General features: G+C 75.5%; 19 protein-coding genes. 12 read left to right on the forward strand and 7 right to left on the reverse strand.

Translation table 11 applies throughout. The features are described 5' to 3' along the window. The first annotated feature begins 252 nt into the window (after positions 1-252). Positions 253-2,490 (forward strand): MMPL family transporter, encoded by a 2,238-nt coding sequence (locus ACF053_RS15805; RefSeq protein ID WP_391954411.1) that lies wholly within the window; start codon positions 253-255, stop codon positions 2,488-2,490. A gap of 143 nt (positions 2,491-2,633) precedes the next feature. Here ACF053_RS15805 and ACF053_RS15810 read toward each other — a convergent pair whose 3' ends face one another. Next, positions 2,634-3,134: an SsgA family sporulation/cell division regulator gene (locus ACF053_RS15810; protein WP_391954412.1), complete on the reverse strand. Its 501-nt coding sequence runs from the start codon at positions 3,132-3,134 to the stop codon at positions 2,634-2,636. Positions 3,135-3,372: 238 nt separating this feature from the next. Here ACF053_RS15810 and ACF053_RS15815 point away from each other — a divergent pair, with 238 nt between their 5' ends. From ACF053_RS15815 to ACF053_RS15830, 4 genes are read left to right on the forward strand one after another with little or no spacing between them, the layout of a single operon-like run. After that, complete coding sequence (locus ACF053_RS15815; RefSeq protein WP_391954413.1) at positions 3,373-4,437, forward strand: energy-coupling factor ABC transporter permease; 1,065 nt, start codon at positions 3,373-3,375, stop codon at positions 4,435-4,437. A gap of 1 nt (position 4,438) precedes the next feature. Further along, on the forward strand, positions 4,439-5,200 hold the full coding sequence (gene cbiQ, locus ACF053_RS15820; RefSeq protein WP_391954414.1) for a cobalt ECF transporter T component CbiQ: 762 nt from the start codon (positions 4,439-4,441) through the stop codon (positions 5,198-5,200). After that, complete coding sequence (locus ACF053_RS15825; RefSeq protein ID WP_391954415.1) at positions 5,188-5,997, forward strand: energy-coupling factor ABC transporter ATP-binding protein; 810 nt, start codon at positions 5,188-5,190, stop codon at positions 5,995-5,997. The genes cbiQ and ACF053_RS15825 overlap by 13 nt, the downstream gene beginning before the upstream one ends. A 49-nt stretch (positions 5,998-6,046) precedes the next feature. After that, positions 6,047-7,222, forward strand: coding sequence for a serine hydrolase domain-containing protein (locus ACF053_RS15830; protein WP_391954416.1), 1,176 nt, complete (start codon positions 6,047-6,049; stop codon positions 7,220-7,222). Positions 7,223-7,280: 58 nt separating this feature from the next. On the opposite strand, the gene ACF053_RS15835 is transcribed toward ACF053_RS15830, so the two are convergent. Beyond that, positions 7,281-8,132, reverse strand: coding sequence for a helix-turn-helix domain-containing protein (locus ACF053_RS15835; protein WP_391954417.1), 852 nt, complete (start codon positions 8,130-8,132; stop codon positions 7,281-7,283). 17 nt (positions 8,133-8,149) lie between these two features. After that, the gene (locus ACF053_RS15840) at positions 8,150-8,902 is read right to left on the reverse strand and encodes a DUF6879 family protein (RefSeq protein ID WP_391954418.1); all 753 of its coding nucleotides are present in this window, start codon (positions 8,900-8,902) and stop codon (positions 8,150-8,152) included. A gap of 172 nt (positions 8,903-9,074) precedes the next feature. Here ACF053_RS15840 and ACF053_RS15845 point away from each other — a divergent pair, with 172 nt between their 5' ends. Further along, positions 9,075-9,335, forward strand: coding sequence for a hypothetical protein (locus ACF053_RS15845; RefSeq protein WP_391954419.1), 261 nt, complete (start codon positions 9,075-9,077; stop codon positions 9,333-9,335). Positions 9,336-9,453: 118 nt separating this feature from the next. Here ACF053_RS15845 and ACF053_RS15850 read toward each other — a convergent pair whose 3' ends face one another. The 4 genes from ACF053_RS15850 to ACF053_RS15865 all read right to left on the reverse strand — a co-directional run bounded on the left by ACF053_RS15850 (position 9,454) and on the right by ACF053_RS15865 (position 14,534). Next, on the reverse strand, positions 9,454-9,831 hold the full coding sequence (locus ACF053_RS15850) for a DUF4180 domain-containing protein (protein WP_391954420.1): 378 nt from the start codon (positions 9,829-9,831) through the stop codon (positions 9,454-9,456). A gap of 72 nt (positions 9,832-9,903) precedes the next feature. Further along, on the reverse strand, positions 9,904-10,755 hold the full coding sequence (locus ACF053_RS15855; RefSeq protein WP_391954421.1) for an EamA family transporter: 852 nt from the start codon (positions 10,753-10,755) through the stop codon (positions 9,904-9,906). 232 nt (positions 10,756-10,987) lie between these two features. Beyond that, positions 10,988-12,613, reverse strand: a complete 1,626-nt coding sequence (locus tag ACF053_RS15860) for a penicillin-binding transpeptidase domain-containing protein (protein ID WP_391954422.1) — start codon at positions 12,611-12,613, stop codon at positions 10,988-10,990. Positions 12,614-12,737: 124 nt separating this feature from the next. Next, a complete protein-coding gene (locus ACF053_RS15865; RefSeq protein WP_391954423.1) occupies positions 12,738-14,534 on the reverse strand; it encodes a dolichyl-phosphate-mannose--protein mannosyltransferase in 1,797 nt (598 codons plus the stop codon). A 72-nt stretch (positions 14,535-14,606) separates the two neighbouring features. Here ACF053_RS15865 and rsmI point away from each other — a divergent pair, with 72 nt between their 5' ends. The 6 genes from rsmI to ACF053_RS15895 all read left to right on the forward strand — a co-directional run bounded on the left by rsmI (position 14,607) and on the right by ACF053_RS15895 (position 20,419). Further along, positions 14,607-15,473 carry a 16S rRNA (cytidine(1402)-2'-O)-methyltransferase gene (gene rsmI, locus ACF053_RS15870; protein WP_058943950.1) on the forward strand — a complete coding sequence of 289 codons (867 nt, stop codon included), beginning with the start codon at positions 14,607-14,609 and terminating at the stop codon, positions 15,471-15,473. A gap of 131 nt (positions 15,474-15,604) precedes the next feature. Then, positions 15,605-16,192: a hypothetical protein gene (locus ACF053_RS15875; protein WP_391954424.1), complete on the forward strand. Its 588-nt coding sequence runs from the start codon at positions 15,605-15,607 to the stop codon at positions 16,190-16,192. 51 nt (positions 16,193-16,243) lie between these two features. After that, complete coding sequence (locus tag ACF053_RS15880; protein WP_391954425.1) at positions 16,244-17,116, forward strand: TatD family hydrolase; 873 nt, start codon at positions 16,244-16,246, stop codon at positions 17,114-17,116. Between the two features lie 269 nt (positions 17,117-17,385). Further along, positions 17,386-18,675 (forward strand): ubiquitin-like domain-containing protein, encoded by a 1,290-nt coding sequence (locus ACF053_RS15885; RefSeq protein WP_391954426.1) that lies wholly within the window; start codon positions 17,386-17,388, stop codon positions 18,673-18,675. Next, positions 18,672-19,529, forward strand: a complete 858-nt coding sequence (gene rsmA / locus ACF053_RS15890) for a 16S rRNA (adenine(1518)-N(6)/adenine(1519)-N(6))-dimethyltransferase RsmA (RefSeq protein ID WP_391954427.1) — start codon at positions 18,672-18,674, stop codon at positions 19,527-19,529. Before ACF053_RS15885 ends, rsmA begins: the two co-directional genes overlap by 4 nt. Then, positions 19,526-20,419 (forward strand): 4-(cytidine 5'-diphospho)-2-C-methyl-D-erythritol kinase, encoded by an 894-nt coding sequence (locus ACF053_RS15895; protein ID WP_391954428.1) that lies wholly within the window; start codon positions 19,526-19,528, stop codon positions 20,417-20,419. Before rsmA ends, ACF053_RS15895 begins: the two co-directional genes overlap by 4 nt. The last annotated feature ends 88 nt before the right edge of the window (positions 20,420-20,507 follow it).

The raw sequence follows: 20,507 nt of genomic DNA on the forward strand, positions 1-20,507 counted from the left end.
GGCCGGCCCCGGCGTTCCCCGCGCCGGACCGCGCCCCCGCCCGACGGGCCCGCCGGCAGCCAGCCGGCCCGGCCCGCCGCACCGGCCCCGCCGACCGGGCCGGTGCCGCCGCTCCGCTCCCACCCCGGAGCGGCCGCGGCACGGCACGACCGCAGGACCCGCAGTACCGCAGTACCTGACGCGCACCGCTCACGCTGTCGGGCCGACTCCCCCTGTCCTGATCTGTCCCACTCACCTCGGGAGTACGCCCCAGTGGCCACGTTCCTCTACCGTCTCGGACGGTTCGCCTTCCGGCGCCGCCACCTCGTGACCCTGCTGTGGGTCGCGCTGCTGACCCTCGCCGGAGTCGGCGCGGCGTCCGCGCCCGCACCCACGTCCAGCTCCTTCTCGATGCCCGGCACGGAGGCCCAGAAGGCCTTCGACCTGCTGGAGGAACGGTTCCCCGGCGGCAGCGCCGACGGCGCCACCGCGCGCGTCGTCTTCAAGGCGCCCGACGGGCAGAAGATGACCGACCCGGCGAACCGGGCCCGCGTCGAGAAGGCCGTCGCCGACCTGCGGTCCGGCTCCGACGAGGTCGCGAACGTCACCGACCCGTACACCGCCCAGGCCGTCTCGCGCGACGGCACGACCGCGTACATCCACGTGTCGTACAAGGTCAACGGGATGGAGCTCACCGAGGCCACCCGCGCGGCGCTCAACCTGACCGGTGAGGCGGCCCGCGACGGCGGCCTCACCGTCGAGATCGGCGGCGACGCCCTGCAGACCGTGCCGCAGACGGGCACCGGCGAGATCATCGGCGTGGTCGTCGCCGGGATCGTCCTCGTCGTCACCTTCGGCTCGCTCGTCGCCGCCGGGCTGCCGCTGCTCACCGCCCTCATCGGCGTCGGCATCGGCGTCTCGTCCATCACCGCGCTCGCCGGCGCGCTGGACCTCGGCTCCACCACCGGCACGCTCGCCACGATGATCGGCCTCGCCGTCGGCATCGACTACGCGCTGTTCATCGTCTCCCGCTACCGCGCCGAACTCGCCGAGGGCCGCGAAGGCGAGGACGCCGCGGGCCGCGCCGTCGGCACCGCCGGCTCGGCGGTCGTCTTCGCCGGCCTCACCGTCGTCATCGCCCTCGTCGGCCTCGCCGTCGTCGACATCCCGATGTTGACGAAGATGGGCGTCGCCGCCGCCGGCACCGTGGCCATCGCCGTGCTCATCGCGCTGACCCTCATACCCGCGCTCCTCGGCTACGCGGGCCGGCGCGTCATCGGCCGCAAGGCCCGCAAGGCCGCCGCCGACCGCACCCCGGGCACCGCCGACCGTGCCCCGGCCGTGGACCTCGGGAAGGCGGACGCGGACCGGCCCGCCGACGAGCGCCCCAACGCCGGTACCCGCTGGGCCCGCTTCGTGCTGCGCCGCCCGGTCGCCGTCCTCCTCGTCGGCGTCATCGGCCTCGGCGCCCTCGCCGTCCCCGCCGCCTCCCTGGAGATGGGCCTGCCCGACGACGGCGCCCAGCCCACCTCCACCACCCAGCGCCGCGCCTACGACCTGCTGTCCGACGGGTTCGGCCCCGGTTCCAACGGCCCCCTGATGGTCGTCGTCGACGGCGACGGTGACGCCGCCGCGAAGGCCGCCGACCGGATCAAGGGCCTGGACGGCGTCGCCGCGGTCACCCCGCCCACGCCCAACAAGGCCGGCGACACGGCCATGATCACCGTCGTGCCGAAGGACCGCCCGTCCTCCCCGGAGACCGAGGCCCTCGTCCACGACATCCGCGAGACCACCGGCGACCACGTCCTCGTCACCGGCCAGACCGCGATGAACATCGACTTCTCGCAGAAGATGAACGACGCGCTGGCGCCCTACCTCGCGCTCGTCGTCGGCCTCGCCTTCCTGCTGCTGATGGTCGTCTTCCGGTCGGTGCTGGTACCGCTCAAGGCCGCACTCGGCTTCCTGCTCTCCGTGGTCGCCGCCCTCGGCGCCGTCGTCGCGGTCTTCCAGTGGGGCTGGCTCGGCTCGCTCTTCGGCGTGGAGCAGACCGGCCCGATCATGAGCATGATGCCGATCTTCATGGTCGGCGTCGTCTTCGGTCTCGCCATGGACTACGAGGTCTTCCTCGTCACCCGCATGCGGGAGGCGTACGTCCACGGGGAGCGCCCCGGCGAGGCGATCGTCACCGGCTTCCGGCACGGCGCCCGGGTGGTCACCGCCGCCGCCGTCATCATGATCGCCGTCTTCGCCGGCTTCATCGGCGCGAGCGAGCAGATGGTGAAGATGATCGGCTTCGGCCTCGCCGTGGCCGTCCTCTTCGACGCCTTCGTCGTCCGCATGGCCATCGTCCCGGCCGTGCTCGCCCTGCTCGGCCACAAGGCGTGGTGGTTGCCGCGCTGGCTGGACCGCGTGCTGCCCGACGTCGACGTCGAGGGCGACAAGCTCCGCAAGCAGCTCGCCGGGGACGGCGGCCCGGACGCCGGCCAGGACCGGGAACTCGTCCGCGCCTGACGGTCCCGGGACGCACGTGGGTCATCCGGGCGGCCCGCCGGGGCCGGCCGGGTGATCTTCTCCCCCGCCGTCCCCGGCGGGGGCCGCCACCCCGCGGCCGCGCTCCCGGACCGCCGCACCGCCGCCACCGGGCCGGCGCGCGCTCAGCGCGTGACCGGCGTGGTGGCGGCGTACGTGCGCCGCAGGAAACTGCGGAGGGCCGAGGAGTCGAACTGCACCACCGAGGTGCCCTCCGGCGAGTGGAACTCCACCACCGTCTGCACCCGCCCGCACGGCCACACGTCGACCTCGTCGCCGTGCGCGGGGAAGCGCAGCCCCCGCTCCAGCACGGTCCGCGGGAACGTCCAGCTGCCGGCCGGCAGCACGAACCGCACGGACGGCGGCTCCGCGCCCGGCTCGTAGCGCAGCGCCACGGGCACGGGGCGGGAGAGCGGCCCGTCGGTCACGACCATGCCGCGCGCCCGCGCCTCGACCCGGGCCGGGGCGGCGCCGTAGGGGCCGGCCCCGCCACCGCGCCGCACCGGGCCGTCGCCGTCCGGCACGGAACCGTCCCGGGGAGAGCCGTCCCGGGCGGGCGCACCCGTCACGGGGACGTCCCGCGCGGGCGGAGCGGCCCCCGAGCCGTGGCCGGTCCGGGAATCCACGGGGTGTCCGTCGGTGGGGCACATCGTCGGGCTCCTCCCACTCGCCGTCACCTTCTCGGTCGCATACCCCCCAATCTCGCATCAATACGTCCCGTCCGCCCGGTCAGCGCCGCCGGTCCACCACCGGACCCGCCCCCTCCGGTGCCCTTTCCGTGACGTCCCCGCTCTTGCACATGGTTTGCAGGAGCGGCCATCATCGAACGGCCAGAAGTCGCCGCACGACCGAAAGCGGTCGCCCATGCATGTCCCGGACGGATTCATCGACGCGCCCGTCTCCGCCGCCGCCGGCCTCGTCGCCGCCGGGCTCGTCGCGGCCGGGCTGCGCGGTGCGCGCCGCGAACTGGGCGACGAGCGGACGGCCCCCCTCGCGGGCCTCGTCGCCGCCTTCGTCTTCGCCGTGCAGATGCTGAACTTCCCCGTCGCCGCGGGCACCAGCGGGCACCTCCTCGGCGGGGCGCTCGCGGCGGTGCTCGTCGGGCCCTGGACCGGTCTGCTCTGCATCGCCGTCGTCCTGCTCCTGCAGGGCGTGCTCTTCGCGGACGGCGGGCTCACCGCGCTGGGCGTCAACATCACCGTCATGGGCGGGGTCACGGTCCTCGTCGCCTACGCCCTCTTCCGCGCCCTGGTCACGGTCCTGCCGCGCACCCGCCGCTCCGTGACGGCCGCGACGTCCGTCGCCGCGCTCGTCTCCGTACCGGCCTCCGCCGCCGCGTTCACCCTGGTCTACGCCGTCGGCGGCACCAGCGACGTGAGAATCGGCCAGGTCCTCGCCGCGATGCTCGGCGTCCACGTCCTGATCGGCGTCGGCGAGGCCCTCATCACCACGGCGACGGTGGGCGCGGTCCTCGCCGTCCGCCCGGACCTGGTGTACGGGGCGCGGGGCCTCACCGCGCCGCTGAAGCTGCGCGTGCACGGCGAGCTCGTCGACGCGGCCCCGGCGCCCGCCCGGACCACCGCCGCGGCCGGACGCCCCACCGGCCGGATCCGGGCGGTCGCCGTGGCCGTGACCCTCCTCCTCGCCGGCTTCGTCTCCTTCCACGCCTCCACGGCCCCCGACGGCCTGGAGAAGGTCGCCGCCGACCACGGCATCGACGAGCGGGCCCGCGACCACGCGGCCGCCGACTCCCCGCTCGCCGACTACGGCGTCAGGGGCGTCACCGACACCCGCCTGTCCGGGGGGCTGGCGGGCACCATCGGCGTCGGCGCGACGCTCGCGCTCGGCACGGGCGTCTTCTGGGCGGCGCGCCGACGCCGGACCACCACCACCCCCACCGCCGGGAACCGGCGCAGGGAGACGGTCTGACGTGGGCGCCGGCCGCGCCCACGCGCTCTACCGCGCCGCGCGCTCCCCCGTCCACGACCTGCCGCCGCACACCAAGCTCGTCGCCGTCCTGGCCTTCGTGGTGACCGTCGTGTCGACCCCGCGCGAGGCGGTGTGGGCGTTCGGCGCGTACGCGCTGCTCCTCGCCGCCGTCGCCGGCGCGGCCCGGGTCCCCGCGGCACACCTGCTCAAGCGGCTCGCCATCGAGGTGCCCTTCGTCGCCTTCGCCTTCCTCATGCCGTTCGTCGTGCCGGGGGAGCGCACCACGCTGCTCGGCGTCGCCGTCTCCGTGCCCGGCCTGTGGGACGCGTGGAACGTCCTCGCCAAGGGCACGCTCGGCGTCGCCGCCTCGGTGCTGCTGGCCGCCACGACGGAACTGCGCGACCTGCTCCTCGGCCTCCAGCGGCTGCGCCTGCCCGCGCTGCTCGTGCAGATCGCCACCTTCATGGTCCGGTACGGGGACGTCGTCGCCGACGAGATGCGCCGCATGTCGATCGCCCGCCGCTCGCGCGGCTTCGAGGCGCGGGGCGTACGCCACTGGGGGGTGCTCGCCACGTCGGCCGGCGCCCTCTTCATCCGCTCCTACGAGCGCGGCGAACGCGTCCACCTCGCCATGGTCAGCCGCGGCTACACCGGCACGATGCCCGTGATCGACGAGGTCACCGCGACCCGCGCCCAATGGCTGCGCGCGGGGGCGGTCCCGCTCTCCGCGCTCGTGGTCTGTCTGCTGGGATGGACGCTGTGACCCCGCCCCCGCCGCCCCCGCCCCCCTCCCTGGGCTTCGTGCCGTCGCTCGACGTGCGGGGCCTCGCCTACGCCTACCCCGACGGCCACCAGGCGCTGTACGGCGTCGACCTGACCGTCGAACGCGGCGAGCGGGTCGCCCTGCTCGGCCCGAACGGCGCCGGCAAGACCACCCTCGCCCTGCACCTCAACGGCATCCTCACCGCCGGCGCGGGCACCGTCCGCGTGGCCGGGCTGCCCGTCGAGCCGGCGAACCTCGCGGAGATCCGCCGCCGCGTCGGCATCGTCTTCCAGGACCCCGACGACCAGCTGTTCATGCCGACCGTCCGCGAGGACGTGGCCTTCGGCCCGGCGGCCGCGGGGGTACGCGGCGCGGAGCTGGAGGAGGCCGTACGGCGGGCGCTGCACCGGGTCGGCATGGCCGAGTACGCCGACCGGCCCCCGCACCACCTCTCCTTCGGCCAGCGGCGCCGGGCGGCGGTCGCCACCGTCCTCGTGATGGAGCCGGAGATCCTCGTCCTGGACGAGCCGTCGTCCAACCTCGACCCGGCGTCCCGCCGCGAGCTCGCCGACGTCATCCGCTCCCTGGACGTCACGGTCCTGATGGTCACGCACGACCTGCCGTACGCGCTGGAACTGTGCCCCCGCTCGGTGATCCTCAGCGACGGCGTCGTCGCCGCGGACGCCCCCACGGGCGAGCTCCTCGCCGACGAGGACCTCATGCGCCGGCACCGTCTGGAGCTGCCGTTCGGCTTCGACCCGACCGCGAGGCCGACCCGGAATCCGCGCGCGCACTGAGCCGTTGCACCATGGGGGTGAGCGACCGACCCCGAGGGAGAGCTGAACAGTGGACGTCCAGGGCACGGTGGACCCCGGTTTCGAGCCGGTGAGGGACGCGTTCACGCGCAACTTCGACCAGCGGGGCGAGCGCGGGGCCGCCGTCGCGGTGTACCGCGACGGCCGCAAGGTCGTCGACCTGTGGGCCGGCACCCGGGACGTCGACGGCACGGCCCCCTGGGCGGTCGACACCGCGCAGGTCGTCCGCTCGGTCACCAAGGGCGTCGCCGCGGCCGTCCCCCTGCTGCTGCACCAGCGCGGCCAGCTCGACCTGGACGCGCCCGTCGGCACGTACTGGCCCGAGTACAAGGCGGCGGGCAAGGAACGCACGCTGGTCCGCCACCTCCTCGCGCACCGCGCCGGCGTCCCCGTCCTCGACGCGCCCCTGCCGCCCGCCGACGCGCTGGACGTCGGCCGGGACTTCGAACGGGCCGCCGCCGCCGTCGCCGCCCAGGCCCCCGCGTGGGAGCCGGGCACCGACCACGGCTACCACGCCCACACGTACAGCTGGCTCCTCGCGGCGCTCGTACGGCGCGTCACCGGCCGCCCCATCGGCCGCTGGGTCGCCGAGGAGGTGGCCCGCCCCCTCGGCCTCGACCTGTGGCTGGGCCTCCCGCAGGACGAGGCGCACCGCGTCGGCCGCGTCGGCCGGCTCGCCGAACCCCCGGCGTCCGCCACCGGCGGCCTGGTCCTGCGCCCGAAGCGGGCGGTGGCCGAGGCGTACGGGGACGAGCGGTCCCTGACCCGGCGCGCGTTCGCCGTCATCGACCCCGCGCCCGACGAGAACGACCCCGCGTACCGCGCCGCCGGCCTGCCCGGCTCCGGCGGCATCGCCACGGCCCGCGCCCTCGCCCGCTTCTACGCCTCCCTGATCGGCCCCGTCGACGGCCACCGCCTCTTCGCCCCCGCGACCCTCGCCGTGGCCCGCACCGAGGAGTCCGCCGGCCCCGACCGCGTCCTGGTGGTCGGCACCCGATTCGGCCTCGGCTACATGCTGCACGGCTCCGCGTCCCCGCTGCTCGGCCCCGGCTCCTTCGGCCACCCGGGCCGCGGCGGCTCCCTCGCCTTCGCCGACCCGGAGTCGGGCGTCGCCCTGGGCTACGTCACCAACGGCATGCGCAAGGGCGTCACCGCCGATCCCCGCGCCCAGGCCCTGATCCGCGCGGTACGCCGCTCGCTCGGGTAGGGCCCGGCCACACCCGCCCGTGCCCACGCATCGCGGGGGCGCGCTCCGTGAGACCGGCTCAGCGGACGTCCAGCGCCCGACGGGCCTCGTGGATGACGCGCTGTGCCTCGCCGCCGAACACCGCCGACTCCCGCAGGGTGCGCCAGACCCGTGTGTGCGTCCGGACGCTGTCCTCGTCGTCCAGCCACAGCTCGGCGTGCCACGTCTCGACGACCACCTGCCTGTCGTCGTAGATCCAGAACCCCACACCGGGCGGGATCTTCAGCGCGGCACCGAACGGGACGACGCCGAGTTCCACGGTGTCGAGCCCGATCACACCACTGAGTCGGTCGAGTTGTGCCGCCAGGACGGACAGCGGGCAGATGCGGGCGTGGAGGACGCCTTCCCAGAGAAGGACGTGGTACCGCCTGCGTGCGTCGTACAGGCCCTCCTGCCGCTTCATGCGGCTGCGGACCGCCTCCTCGACGTCCCGCTGCGAACGGTGGAGTTCGGCGAAGCGGGACAGGACGGACCGGGCGTAGTCGGGTGTCTGAAGTACTCCCACGACCCACGAGGACTCCCACGCGCGCAGTACCGAGGCGTCGGCGTGGGCCTGGTTGTGAGCCTCCTGCACGGGGCGGTGCCCGGCGGCCAGTTGCCGGCGCCACGACCGCTGGTGGGACTCAAGCCCGCTGAGCCGCGCGCGGAGCTCCTCCAGCGCGTCGGGTGCTCCGACGGCCTCGCACCAAGCACGCAGGTCCTCGGGCGACGCGGTCTGGCGGCCGTTCTCCAGTTTGTAGACCTTGGAGTGGGGCCAGCCCAGCCGCCCCGCGAGGACGGTACCGGTGAGCCGACCATGGGGACCGGCCTCGCGCAGCTCCTTGAGTCTCGCTCCGAGGGCCCTGCGCGCCTGCTGGAAGTCGGTGCTCACCGGTACACGGTAACCCCCTAGCCGAGCGCCGCGACCTCCGCGGCGAACGCCTCGCGCCGTACGGCGTAGTGCCAGGCCCGGTCCCGGAGTTGGGCGTAGCGGACGACCTCCGTCGGCTCGGTGATCAGCTCCACGTCGTCCAGGTTGTCGTCATCGTCGAAGCGGAGCAGCGCGACCAGACGGGAGTCGAAGATCCAGAAATCCTCGGCGGGCAGGTCGAGGCGGTCGGCCTCGTCCCGCCACATGTTGCGGATGTCCTCCCCGATCGCCGTGTTCTTCTCCGCGTGAGCGAGGAGGTAGCGCTGCCCGGGCGTCGGGGGCCGGTCGACCACGCGCACCCGGCCGACCGTGGCCCCACCCGAGGTCTTCTCCCGGATGGTGTTCGCCCACCGACTGTTGAGGTCCCAGGACGGTGCTTCTCCCCGGATGAACTGGGCGTAGGTGTCCGTGGCCTCGTCCGACGCGAACCGCCGCCGCGTCTCCAGTCGCCAGGCCGTGTGCTCGAACACCTCGAAGAGCTTGCCGAACGCTTCGAGGTCGATGATGCGGGGCACGCGGGTCACTTCCTTGGGTCCGAAGTCCACGAGCAGTTCCCGGGGGACGACGATCGGCACCTCTCCCGGTGACAGGTGCCGCAGCTGGGCGATGTTCTCGGGGTCGGTCAGGGGCGGGCCATGGACGATGATCTCGCCGGTGTCCTGGTCCTCGTGGATGCTGGGGCAACCGCCCTCCCCGCTACCAGTGCCGTTGAAGCGTAAGCGCCGTGCCATGAAGGACTCCTCCGGTGGGTGCGACTGATCGTCAGGGTGCCGGAAGCGGGGCACCGGACGGTACCTGTTCACCCAGAACAGAAGAGACCATCGACGCTCATCGTCCCGTGTGCTGAGAACATGCGAGAACATCGCGTGGCCCGGCTCAAGTCCTCCGCCTAGCGTCGCTTTCATGCGGAAGACGACCTCCCCGGGCACGCCGGCCCGCCCCTTGCCGCCCGTACCCGAGCCGGCCGGTGTGCCGGGCGTTCGCGCCGTGGGTGCCCGGGCGGAGGCGGGGGCGCCCCCGCTGCTCACGCTGCGGGTGTCGCGGGACGGGGGCCGTACCTGGTCCGCGCCGCGCGCCTACCGGGCCACGGACCGGCTGCCCCCGCTGATGTCGGGCGTCTGGCCGCCCTGCCGCTGCCCGCGCTGCGCGCCCGCCGCGGGCTGAGCGCGGTACCGGCCCCCGCTCCGACCGGCGCGCACCGGCGCCCGTCACCGGCGACCGTCGGGCCGCCGCGCGATCCACGCGGCGGCCCACGGCGCCCTCCCGGCACCGGCCGGGCGGTTCAGGCGGCGAGGCGCTCGCGCAGGGCGTCGAGGTCCGGGACGAACCACGTCTGCGTGCCGCGGTCGCACTCGCGGACGAAGTCGCGCAGCGCGTCGCTCGCCGCCGTGTGCGCGGAGACGTCGCCCAGGACGACGAGCCCCATGCGGTAGTTGGCGAACTTGCCGACGATGTCGCCGAGGACGCCCGTACGCAGGTGGAAGAACCTTTCGTCGAAGCGTTCGGCGGGGACGACGACCCACCGGGCGCCGTGGTAGCCGGCGTCGCCGATCAGGTCCAGGGCGTCCTGCTCGGTCGCGACGGGGGCGCCCTGTGCCGGGCACACCCACACCGGGACGCCGTGGAGTGTCCGGAGGGCGGGGGTCGGGGTGGTGGTCATGGCCGCGAGGCTAGTCGCGTACCGCCGGGGAGTTCGAGGTGTTTTCGGTGCCCCGCAGCCGGGTGGGGCCGCTCACACCCCGTGCAGCATCAGGGCGATGCCCACGGCCATCAGCCCCGCGGCGGCGACGCGTGGCGCGCCGAAGCGCTCCTTGAACACCACCGTGCCGATCACCGCGCCCACGATCACGGACGACTCCCGCAACGCCGCGACCGGCGCCAGCGGCGCCCGCGTCTGCGCCCACAGCACCAGGCCGTACGAGGCGACGGAGAGGGCCGCGCCCAGCAGCCCGAGGCGCAGGTGCGGCCGGAGCCGGCCGGCGAGCGCGCCGCGGTGGCGGTACAGCGCGTACGCGGGGATGACCGGGCCCTGGACGAGCATCAGCCATGCGACGTAGCCGATCGGGCTGCCCGAGGCGCGGACGCCGACGCCGTCCACGACCGAGTACACGGCGATGGTCAGGCCGGTCCCGCCCGCCGCGAACAGGGCCCCCCACTGCGGGCGGCGGCCCGCGCGGCGCACGCCCCACAGGGCCAGGCCCAGCAGGCCCGCGCTGGCCACGGCGACCCCCACCAGCCGCCGCCCGTCCGGCACCTCGTGGAGGAACACCGCCGCCAGCCCCGTCACCACCAGCGGCGCCGTGCCGCGGGCGATCGGGTACACCTGGCCGAAGTCGCCGAGCGTGAACGACCGCATGAGCAGGGCCATGTACGCGACGTGGACGGCCGCCGACAGCAGCAGCCAGGGCCACGCGCCGGCCGCGGGGAAGGGGACGAGGAGCGCCGTGGCCGCGCCGATGACCGCCCCTCCGCCGGAGATGAGGGTGAAGGTCACCAGCTGGTCGCGCAGGTGGTGGGCGAGGGCGTTCCAGGCGGCGTGCCCCACCGCCGCGAGCAGGACGGCCGCCGCGACGAGCGGCGTCACGCGGTGTCCTCCCGCACGTCCGCGCGGCCCCCGCCCCCGTGCGCGGACGGCGTGCGCGGGGCGGACGGCGTGCGTCGTCTGGGCCGAAGGACCGGGCGAGGGGCGGGCTCCCCGCACGGGACGGTCCGGGACACCGCGTACGGGATGCCCGCCGCCGGACGCCCGGCGGGGCCCCTCACGGCGCCCGGCCGCCGCGTCCCGGCGGCCGGTGCGGGGGCCGGGGGCCCGGCCGTCACCGGGCGTTCAGGACCGACGCGACGAGCGGGCCCGCCGCGTCGCCGCCGTGCCCGGCGGCCTGGACCACGGCGGCGGCCGCCAGGTCGTCGGCGAAGGCCGCGAACCAGCTGTTGGCGACGCCCTGGTCGGCGACCTCCGCGGAGCCGGTCTTGGCGCCCTTGTCGCCGCCGACCCCGGCCATCGCCGCGGCCGCGGTGCCGCCGGTGGCCGTGGCGCGCATCATGTCGCGCAGCTGCCGGGCGGCCGAGGCGTCCAGGGAGCGGGCGGCGGTGGCGATCTCGCGGTCGTCCAGGGAGCGCGGCACGATGACCGGCTGCCGGAAGGTGCCGGCCTTCGCCGTGGCCGTGACGGAGGCGATGTTCAGGGCGTTCATCTGGACCGTGCCCTGGCCGATGTACTGGGCGGCGGCCTCCCCGCCGGTCTCCGCCGGGACGGAGCCGTCGAAGGTCGGTACGCCCGTCTGCCATTCGAGGCCGATGCCGAAGACGTCGCGGGCCTCCCTGCCCAGCGCGGCGTCGTCCCGGGCGTCGTCGATGAGCTTGACGAAGGCCGTGTTGCAGGAGCGGGCGAAGCTGCGCGTGAACGTCCCGTCCTCGATGGAGAAGCCGTCGAGGTTGCGGAAGGTGCGGCCCTGGTACATCGCCTCCTTCGGGCACTCGGCGGGCTTGTCGGCGCCCACCAGGCCCTTCTCCAGCAGCAGCGCCGCGGTGACGATCTTCATGGTGGAGCCGGGGGCCTGCCGGCCGAGGAACGCGGCGTTCCAGCCGTCCTTGCGGTTGTTGGCGACCGCCCGTACCTCCCCGGTGCCGGCGCTGACGGCGGCGACCGACGACTCGGGGAACCGCTTCACCGCCTTCTCCGCCGCGGCCTGCACCCCGGCGTCCAGCGTCGTGCGGACCTCGCCCGGCTTGCCCTTCCGCAGGGTGAGGAGGGTGCGGTCCGCCGCGTCGCCCTCGCCGGAGACGACCAGCTCGACGCCGGGCGTGCCACCCGCCTCGGTGCCGTACCGCTTGCGCAGCTCGTCCAGGACGGGCCCCAGCGACGGGTAGCGCTCCACCGTCAGCTCGGCGCCGGAGCGGTCGAGGGCCTTGACGGCGGGCGGCCCGGCGGCGGTGACCTTCAGCGACTCGCCGTCCTTGAGCTGCGGGTGGATCACGGCGGCCCGCCAGTCGACGCGCGGCTCGCCGGTGGTCAGCCCGCGCACCACGGTCAGCTGCGACGCGTACGTCCACGGGACGCGGACGCCGTCGTAGGAGACGACCGCGCTCACCGTGAACGGCACCGACGTCCCCGACGGCGTGCCCGCGACGGCCTTCATGCCGCCGACGTGGGTCGCGGTGCGGTAGACGGAGAGAGCCGTCTGCGCGCTCGCCGGGTCGTTGGTGAAGCCGGCGGCCTTCGCGTCGTCCCCCGCCGCCCACGCGGCGAGGAAGCCCTTCGCCGCCGCCCGGGTCTCCTCGGCGGTGACCGGCCCGGTCTTGCGCGGCGTCCCGGCGGGGGAGGTGGCGGTGGTCGTCCCGCCGGTCATCCCGTTCCAGACGTTGACCGCCCCGTACCCGACGCCGCCGACCGCGACGACGAAGACGCCGCCGACGATCGCCACTTTCGTTCCACTCCGCATCCCGCGGTCTCCCCCTCCGGTGACAACTCTCCTTGAACACGTTCAAGGAGCCCCTGGGGGGACCCTACGTCGCGGTGACGCCCCGCCAGGCGCCTGTTATCCGAACGGAATCAAACGGAAGCGCTCACACCCACGTATCCAGCCACATCCGCGCCCGCCACTCGTCCATGGGGATCGTCTCCCCGGTGAACAGGGGCCAGAAGTAGATGAAGTTCCAGACGATGAGCAGGACGAGCACGCCCGCGCCGATCGCCCCCACCGTGCGCCGCCGCTCGGCCCGGCCGTCCGGGTCCGCGACGCCGTCCGCGCCCGGGGGCCCGGCCGCCGGGCCCACCATCGCGCCGATCATCATCGTGACCGCCAGGCACAGGAAGGGCAGGAACACCACCGCGTAGAACAGGAAGATCGTGCGCTCCTGGTAGAAGAACCACGGCGCCCACCCCGCCGCGATGCCGCACACGATGGCCCCGGCCCGCCAGTCGCGGCGGTGGAACCAGCGCCACAGCACGTAGAGGACCGCCAGGCAGCCCGCCCACCACAGCAGCGGCGTGCCGATCGCCAGCACCTCGCGGGCGCACTTCTCCGCCGCGTCGACGGGGCAGCCGTCCTTGCCCGGCGCGGGGGACTCGTAGAAGTACGACACGGGGCGGCCCAGGACGATCCAGCTCCACGGGTTCGACTCGTACGTGTGGCCCGACGTCAGGTTGACGTGGAACGTGTACACCTCGGACTCGTAGTGCCACAGGCTGCGCCACCACTCCGGGAAGAGCCACGACCACGAACTGCCGCGCCCCTCGCCCGTCGTCGCCCAGTTCCGGTAGTAGCCCCGGTCCGACAGGATCCACCCCGTCCACGACGCGACGTACGTGGCGAGCGCGACCGGCACCACCGACACGAACGCCGGCAGCACGTCCCGCGTCAGCACCGCCCGGTACGGGCGGTGCGCCCCGGCCACCCGCCGCGCGCCGACGTCCCACGCCACGGTCAGCAGCCCGAACGCGGCCATGACGTACAGGCCGTTCCACTTCGTCGCCGCCGCCAGGCCCAGCATCACACCGGCCGCCAGCCGCCACGGCCGCCAGCCGAGCCGCAGCGTCTCCGCCACGCGGGCGTCCGGCCGCAGCACCCCGTCCACGTCGACCGGCAGGGCCTCCGCGAGCCGCCGCCGGGCCCGGTCGCGGTCGATCAGCAGGCAGCCGAACGCCGCCAGCACGAAGAACATCAGCACCTGGTCGAGGAGTGCCGTGCGGCTCATCACGAAGTGCAGCCCGTCGACGGCCATCAGTCCGCCCGCCAGGCAGCCGAGGAACGTCGAGCGGAACAGCCGCCGGCCGATCCGGCACAGCATCAGCACCGACAGCGTGCCGCACACCGCGACCATGAACCGCCAGCCGAACGGATCGAAACCGAACATCCACTCGCCGAGCCCGATGACCCACTTGCCCATCGGCGGGTGCACCACGTACCCGGCGTTCAGCGGCACGGCGACGGCGCCCGGGTCCTGCAGGACGGTCGCGTCGACGTCCTTCGGCCACGCGCCCTCGTACCCGCGGTGGATCAGCGACCAGGCGTCCTTGGCGTAGTACGTCTCGTCGAATATCACCGCGTGCGGCGACCCCAGGTTCCAGAACCGCAGCACCCCGGCGACCAGCGCCACCAGCAGCGGCCCGCCCCACGGCGCGAGACGGAGCAGCCCGTCCACCACCCCCGGCGGCAGCCCGAGCCCGTGCCACAGCCGCGGCGAGGCGCGCGTGTAGGGCGGCACCAGCCGCTCGCGCAGCCCCGGCCCCGTGCGGGGCGCGTGGCCGAACCGGCGCAGGCGTCGCTCCCACGCGGGCGTCGGCCCTCCCGCGTGCTCCCCGGCGGCGCGCCCACCGGGTCCGTCCTGTCCGTGCAGGGCCTCAGGCGCAAGTCTGGTCACCGCGCCATCGTAGGGAACGCGTCCGTGCGACTCGCCCGGCCGGGCCGGGCGCGGGGCTGCGAGGATGGCACCGTGACTGGAACGCTCGTACTCGCAGGTACCCCGATCGGCGACATCGCCGACGCCCCGCCCCGCCTCGCCGCCGAGCTCGCGGACGCCGACGTCGTCGCCGCCGAGGACACGCGCCGGCTGCGCCGCCTCACCCAGGCGCTCGGCGTGCAGGTGCGCGGCCGGGTCGTGTCGTACTTCGAGGGCAACGAGGCCGCGCGCACGCCCGAACTGGTCGAGGCGCTCACGGGCGGGTCCCGGGTGCTGCTGGTCACCGACGCGGGCATGCCGTCCGTCTCCGACCCCGGCTACCGGCTCGTCGCCGCCGCCGTCGAGCGGGACATCAAGGTCACCGCCGTCCCCGGCCCGTCCGCCGTGCTCACCGCGCTCGCCCTGTCCGGCCTGCCCGTGGACCGGTTCTGCTTCGAGGGCTTCCCGCCCCGCAAGGCCGGCGAGCGCCTCGCCCGGCTCCGGGAGGTCGCCGCCGAGCGGCGCACCCTCGTCTACTTCGAGGCGCCGCACCGGCTCGACGACACGCTCGCCGCGATGGCCGAGGTGTTCGGCGCGGACCGGCGGGCGGCGGTCTGCCGCGAGCTCACCAAGACCTACGAGGAGGTCCGGCGCGGCGGCCTCGCCGAGCTGGCGGCCTGGGCCGCCGAGGGCGTACGCGGCGAGATCACCGTCGTCGTCGAGGGCGCCCCGGAAACGGGACCCGCCGACCTCGACCCGGCCGAGCTCGTCCGCCGGGTGCGGATCCGCGAGGAGGCCGGGGAGCGCCGCAAGGAGGCCATCGCGGCCGTCGCTGCCGAGGCGGGGCTGCCGAAGCGGGAGGTGTTCGACGCGGTCGTCGCCGCGAAGAACGCCGGCGCGGGCGGCCCGGCGGCGGGCTGAGGACTATCGTGGGAGGTGGGGCCCCTCACCTGCCGGTGCGCGCCCCGCGCTCCGCCGGGCCCCGCGCTCGCGCGGGCGAGGTGCCGATCCGCCCGTGAAGGCGTCCACTGGTGTGGTGGAAAGGAGCCGGCATGAGCCATACCCCCGGTACTCCGGTCGGTCACGAGGCGTACGCCTTCGCGTGCATGCGGTGCGGCTACGGCTGGGAGCAGGCGTACGACATCGAGCACCACACCGACGTCACCGGCCATGACGTCGCCGTCTACCGCAGCGAGGGCCTGCGCGTGCCCTCCCCGCTCTCCCACCCCACGTGCCCCAACTGCGGGCGGCACGTGGTGCGCATCATGGGGTCCGGGCGGATCTCCACGGTCCTCGACCACGGCGAGCCCCGGCCCACCCGGCCGGGCGTGCCCGGCGTGGCGCCCCGGCGGGCGGCCATCCCGGTGGCGACGACCGGTCCGCTCGGGCAGGAGATGGAGGAGAGACCGCTGCCGCGGGTCACGGCGGCGGGGCGGCCCGCGACGGACCCCTCCACCGGACCGCCCGCGGACGCCGGCGGAGTCGACCCGGCGGGCAAGCCGGGCGCATCGGCCACACCGGGCACTCCTGGCGCGTCCGGCGCGACGGACGCGTCGGGCGGCGGTCAGGCGGGCGCGCCGGAGGGCGGGCCGCGTCACCGGCGGCTGGCGCACCTGCTGCACCCCTTCCACCGGCAGTAGGGCCGGGGTTCCCCCGCGAGCGGCGGCCCGGGCCTTCCGTACGATCGGGGCATGAGTGCCAAGGACGCCCCGCCGCCGCTGCCCGAACCCCTGCCCGTGGCGGTGGCCGACGCGCACACCCACCTGGACATGCAGAACGGCACCGTCGAGGAGGCCCTCACCAAGGCCGCCCTCGTCGGCGTCGAGACCGTCGTCCAGGTGGGCTGCGACGTCAAGGGCTCCCGGTGGGCGGCGGAGACGGCCGCGGCCCACCCGAACGTCCACGCCGCCGTCGCCCTCCACCCCAACGAGGCGCCCCGCATCGTGCTCGGCGACCCCGAGGGAGGGTGGTCCCGGCAGGGCGCGCGCGAGGGCGGCGGGGACGCGGCGCTCGACGACGCCCTCGCCGAGATCGACCGGCTCGCCGCGCTCGCGCACGTCAAGGCGGTCGGCGAGACCGGTCTCGACCACTACCGCACCGGCCCGGAGGGCAAGGAGGCGCAGGAGCGCTCGTTCCGCGCCCACATCGAGATCGCCAAGCGGCACGGCAAGGCCCTCGTCATCCACGACCGCGAGGCCCACGACGACGTGCTGCGGGTCCTCGCCGAGGAGGGCGCCCCCGAGCGGACCGTGTTCCACTGCTACTCGGGCGACGCCGACATGGCCCGCACCTGCGCCGAGCGCGGCTACTTCATGTCGTTCGCCGGGAACGTCACCTTCAAGAACGCGCAGCCGCTGCGCGACGCCCTCGCGGTCGCCCCGCTCGACCTCGTCCTCGTCGAGACCGACGCGCCCTTCCTGACCCCGGCTCCCTACCGCGGGCGGCCCAACGCGCCGTACCTCATCCCGGTCACGGTCCGCGCCATGGCCGCCGTCCGGGGCATCGACGAGGAGGAGATGGCGACGGCGCTCGCCGCCAACACCGCCCGGGCCTTCGACTACTGACCGCCGCCCACGCGGGCCGCCGAGCCGCTGGGCCGCTGGGCGCGGACCGGTCCCGCCGCACCGCCGAGGTGCCGCCGTACGCGGTCGTACGGGGCGGTCCCTCCGGCCCGCCGTACGCGGTCGTACGGGGCCCCGTCCCGTCCCGCCGTACCGGTCGTGCCGGCGCCCCCCAGCAGGGCGGGCCGGGGGAGCGCGCAGGGTAGCGGGATGACGCTGTGTGGTCGAGTTGCTTTGGAGAGTGACGGTTCCTCCGCTAGGGTCCCGGCCTCGTGAACACCTCGCAGGGCAGTCACCGGGCCGCCACCCGGGGCCGCCGCGCCGCCGACCCGTCCACCCCGGCCCCGGCCGCCCCCGGAGGCGCCACCGCCCCGGCCCTCCCGGCCCCCACCCCCGGGGACGACGCCGCCACCGCCCGGACCGGCGGGGGCCGTGCCGCCCGCCGCCGCGCGGCGGAACCACGCGGCGGCCGGGACGGGCTGCGGCGGCTCGTCCCGCGGGCCCTCGTCGTGGCCGTGCTCGCCGGCGGCACCAGCGCGTTCGTCGCCGACGACAAGGCGGTCCGGCTCAGCGTCGACGGCACGCCCCGCACGTTCCACACCTTCGCCGACGACGTCGAGGAGCTCCTCGACGAGGAGGGGCTCACCGTCGGCGAGCACGACCTCGTCGCCCCCGCCCCTGACGCCGCCCTGGCCAGCGGCGACGAGGTCATCGTCCGCTGGGGCCGCCCCGTCGACCTCACCCTCGACGGCCGCAGCCGACGCCTGTGGACCACCGCCCGCACCGTCGACGAGGCGCTGCGCGAGCTCGGCGTCCGCGCCGAGGGCGCCCACCTCTCCGCGTCCCGCTCCTCCGCCATCGGCCGCGAGGGCCTCGCCCTGGACGTCCGCACCGAACGCACCGTGACCTTCCTCGCCGACGGGCGCGAACGCACCGTCCGCACCAACGCCGCCACCGTCGCCGACGCCCTCGACCAGGCGGGCATCACCCTCGACGGCGACGACACCACCTCCGTGCCGCCCGGCTCCTTCCCGCGCGACGGGCAGACCGTCACCGTCCTGCGGATCACCGAAGGCCGCGAGACCCGCGACCAGCTCGTCCCCTTCGCCGTCCGGCGCGTCGAGGACCCCCACCTCTTCACGGGCACCGAGGTCGTCACCCGCCAGGGCCGCCCGGGCCTGCGCCGCGTCACCTACGCGCTCCGCTCCGTCAACGGCGTCGCCCGGCCGCCCCGCAGGACCGGCTCCGAGCTGGTCCGGGAACCCGTCACGCAGGTCGTGCGGGTCGGCACCCGCCCGAAGCCCCGCTCCGTCGACGGCGCCGACGGCCTCGACTGGGACGCCCTCGCCCGCTGCGAGTCCGGCGGCCGGCCCGACGCGGTCGACGCCTCCGGCACCTACGGCGGGCTCTACCAGTTCGACCCCGGCACCTGGCGGGCGCTCGGCGGCAGCGGCCGCCCCCAGGACGCCCCCGCCGCCGAGCAGACATACCGGGCGAAGAAGCTCTACGTGCAGCGGGGGGCGAGCCCGTGGCCGCACTGCGGCCGTAGGCTGTATCGGTGAGCACCACTGAGCCCGACGCCCTCCTCGGCCCCGCCGACATCCGCGAACTGGCCGCAGCGCTGGGCGTACGCCCCACCAAGCAGCGCGGCCAGAACTTCGTCATCGACGCCAACACCGTCCGGCGCATCGTCCGCACCGCGGAGGTACGCCCCGACGACGTGGTGGTGGAGGTCGGCCCCGGCCTCGGCTCCCTCACGCTCGCCCTGCTGGAGGCCGCCGACCGCGTCGTCGCGGTAGAGATCGACGACACGCTCGCCGCGGCGCTGCCCGCGACCGTCACCGCCCGCATGCCCGAGCGGGCGCCGCGCTTCTCCCTCGTCCACTCGGACGCCATGGACGTCACGGAGCTGCCCGGCCCGCCGCCCACCGCGCTCGTCGCGAACCTCCCGTACAACGTCGCCGTCCCGGTGCTCCTGCACATGCTCGACCGCTTCCCGACCATCGAGCGCACCCTCGTCATGGTCCAGGCGGAGGTCGCCGACCGGCTCGCCGCGGGCCCCGGCAACAAGGTGTACGGCGTGCCCTCCGTCAAGGCCAACTGGTACGCCGACGTGAAGCGCGCCGGCTCCATCGGCCGCAACGTCTTCTGGCCCGCCCCCAACGTCGACTCCGGCCTGGTGTCCCTGGTCCGCCGGGACCCGCCGCGGACCACCGCCACCAAGCGGGAGGTGTTCGCCGTCGTCGACGCGGCGTTCGCCCAGCGCCGCAAGACCCTGCGGGCCGCGCTGGCGGGCTGGGCCGGTTCGCCCGCCGCCGCGGAGGCCGCCCTCGTCGCGGCGGGCGTCTCCCCGCAGGCCCGCGGCGAGTCCCTGACCGTCGAGGAGTTCGCCCGCATCGCGGAGGCACGAGCGTGAGCGTCACCGTACGAGTCCCGGCCAAGGTCAACGTCCGGCTGGCGGTCGGACCCGCCCGCCCCGACGGCTTCCACGACCTGGCCAACGTCTTCCTCGCCGTCTCCCTGTACGACGAGGTGACCGCCACCCCCGCGCCGTCGCTGCGCGTCACCTGCGAGGGCCCCGACGCCGACCGGGTCCCCCTGGACCGGACGAACCTCGCGGCCCGCGCGGCGGAGCTGCTCGCCGCCCGGCACGGCATCGAGCCCGCCGTCCACCTCCACATCGCCAAGGACATCCCCGTCGCCGGGGGCATGGCGGGCGGCAGCGCCGACGGCGCGGGCGCCCTGCTCGCCTGCGACGCCCTGTGGGGGACCCGGACCAGCCACGCCGACCTCCTCGACATCTGCGCCGAACTCGGCAGCGACGTGCCGTTCTCCCTGGTGGGCGGGGCGGCGCTGGGGACCGGCCGCGGTGAGCGGCTCACCGGACTGCCCGTCGGCGGGGACTTCCACTGGGTGTTCGCGGTCGCCGACGGCGGCCTGTCGACCCCGGCCGTCTACGCCGAGTTCGACCGGCTCACCCCCGAAGCGCCGGCCCCCACCGCCCCGCCCGCCCTCCTCGACGCGCTGCGCACCGGCGACACCTCCGCCCTCGCGGGCGCCCTCGCCAACGACCTCCAGCCGGCGGCGCTCTCCCTGCGCCCGTCGCTGGCCGACACCCTCGCCGCCGGGACGGACGCCGGAGCGCTGGCCGCCCTCGTCTCCGGCTCGGGGCCGACGACGGCGTTCCTGGTCAAGGACGCCGAGTCCGCCCGGTCCGTCGCCGCGGCGCTCACCGCCTCCGGCACCTGCCGCACGGCCCGCACGGCCACCTCCCCGGCACCGGGGGCACGGATCGTGACCCCGTGACCCCGAAGCGGACGGGCACCCGCCCGTAAGGCGGGGCCCCTCCTCCCGCGCCGGGCGTGTGGCATCCGCCTGCGGCCTGGGGCCGTGA

The sequence above is a fragment of the Streptomyces kanasensis genome, from assembly GCF_043077165.1.
GTDB lineage: Bacteria > Actinomycetota > Actinomycetes > Streptomycetales > Streptomycetaceae > Streptomyces > Streptomyces changanensis.

Excerpts from the sequence above, each read along its gene's own strand:
- ACF053_RS15815 (WP_391954413.1), top strand. The coding sequence starts at position 3,373 with ATGCATGTCCCGGACGGATTCATCGACGCGCCCGTCTCCGCCGCCGCC.
- ACF053_RS15825 (WP_391954415.1), top strand. The coding sequence starts at position 5,188 with ATGGACGCTGTGACCCCGCCCCCGCCGCCCCCGCCCCCCTCCCTGGGC.
- ACF053_RS15840 (WP_391954418.1), bottom strand. The coding sequence starts at position 8,902 with ATGGCACGGCGCTTACGCTTCAACGGCACTGGTAGCGGGGAGGGCGGT.
- ACF053_RS15845 (WP_391954419.1), top strand. The coding sequence starts at position 9,075 with ATGCGGAAGACGACCTCCCCGGGCACGCCGGCCCGCCCCTTGCCGCCC.
- ACF053_RS15850 (WP_391954420.1), bottom strand. The coding sequence starts at position 9,831 with ATGACCACCACCCCGACCCCCGCCCTCCGGACACTCCACGGCGTCCCG.
- ACF053_RS15860 (WP_391954422.1), bottom strand. The coding sequence starts at position 12,613 with ATGCGGAGTGGAACGAAAGTGGCGATCGTCGGCGGCGTCTTCGTCGTC.
- ACF053_RS15875 (WP_391954424.1), top strand. The coding sequence starts at position 15,605 with ATGAGCCATACCCCCGGTACTCCGGTCGGTCACGAGGCGTACGCCTTC.
- ACF053_RS15880 (WP_391954425.1), top strand. The coding sequence starts at position 16,244 with ATGAGTGCCAAGGACGCCCCGCCGCCGCTGCCCGAACCCCTGCCCGTG.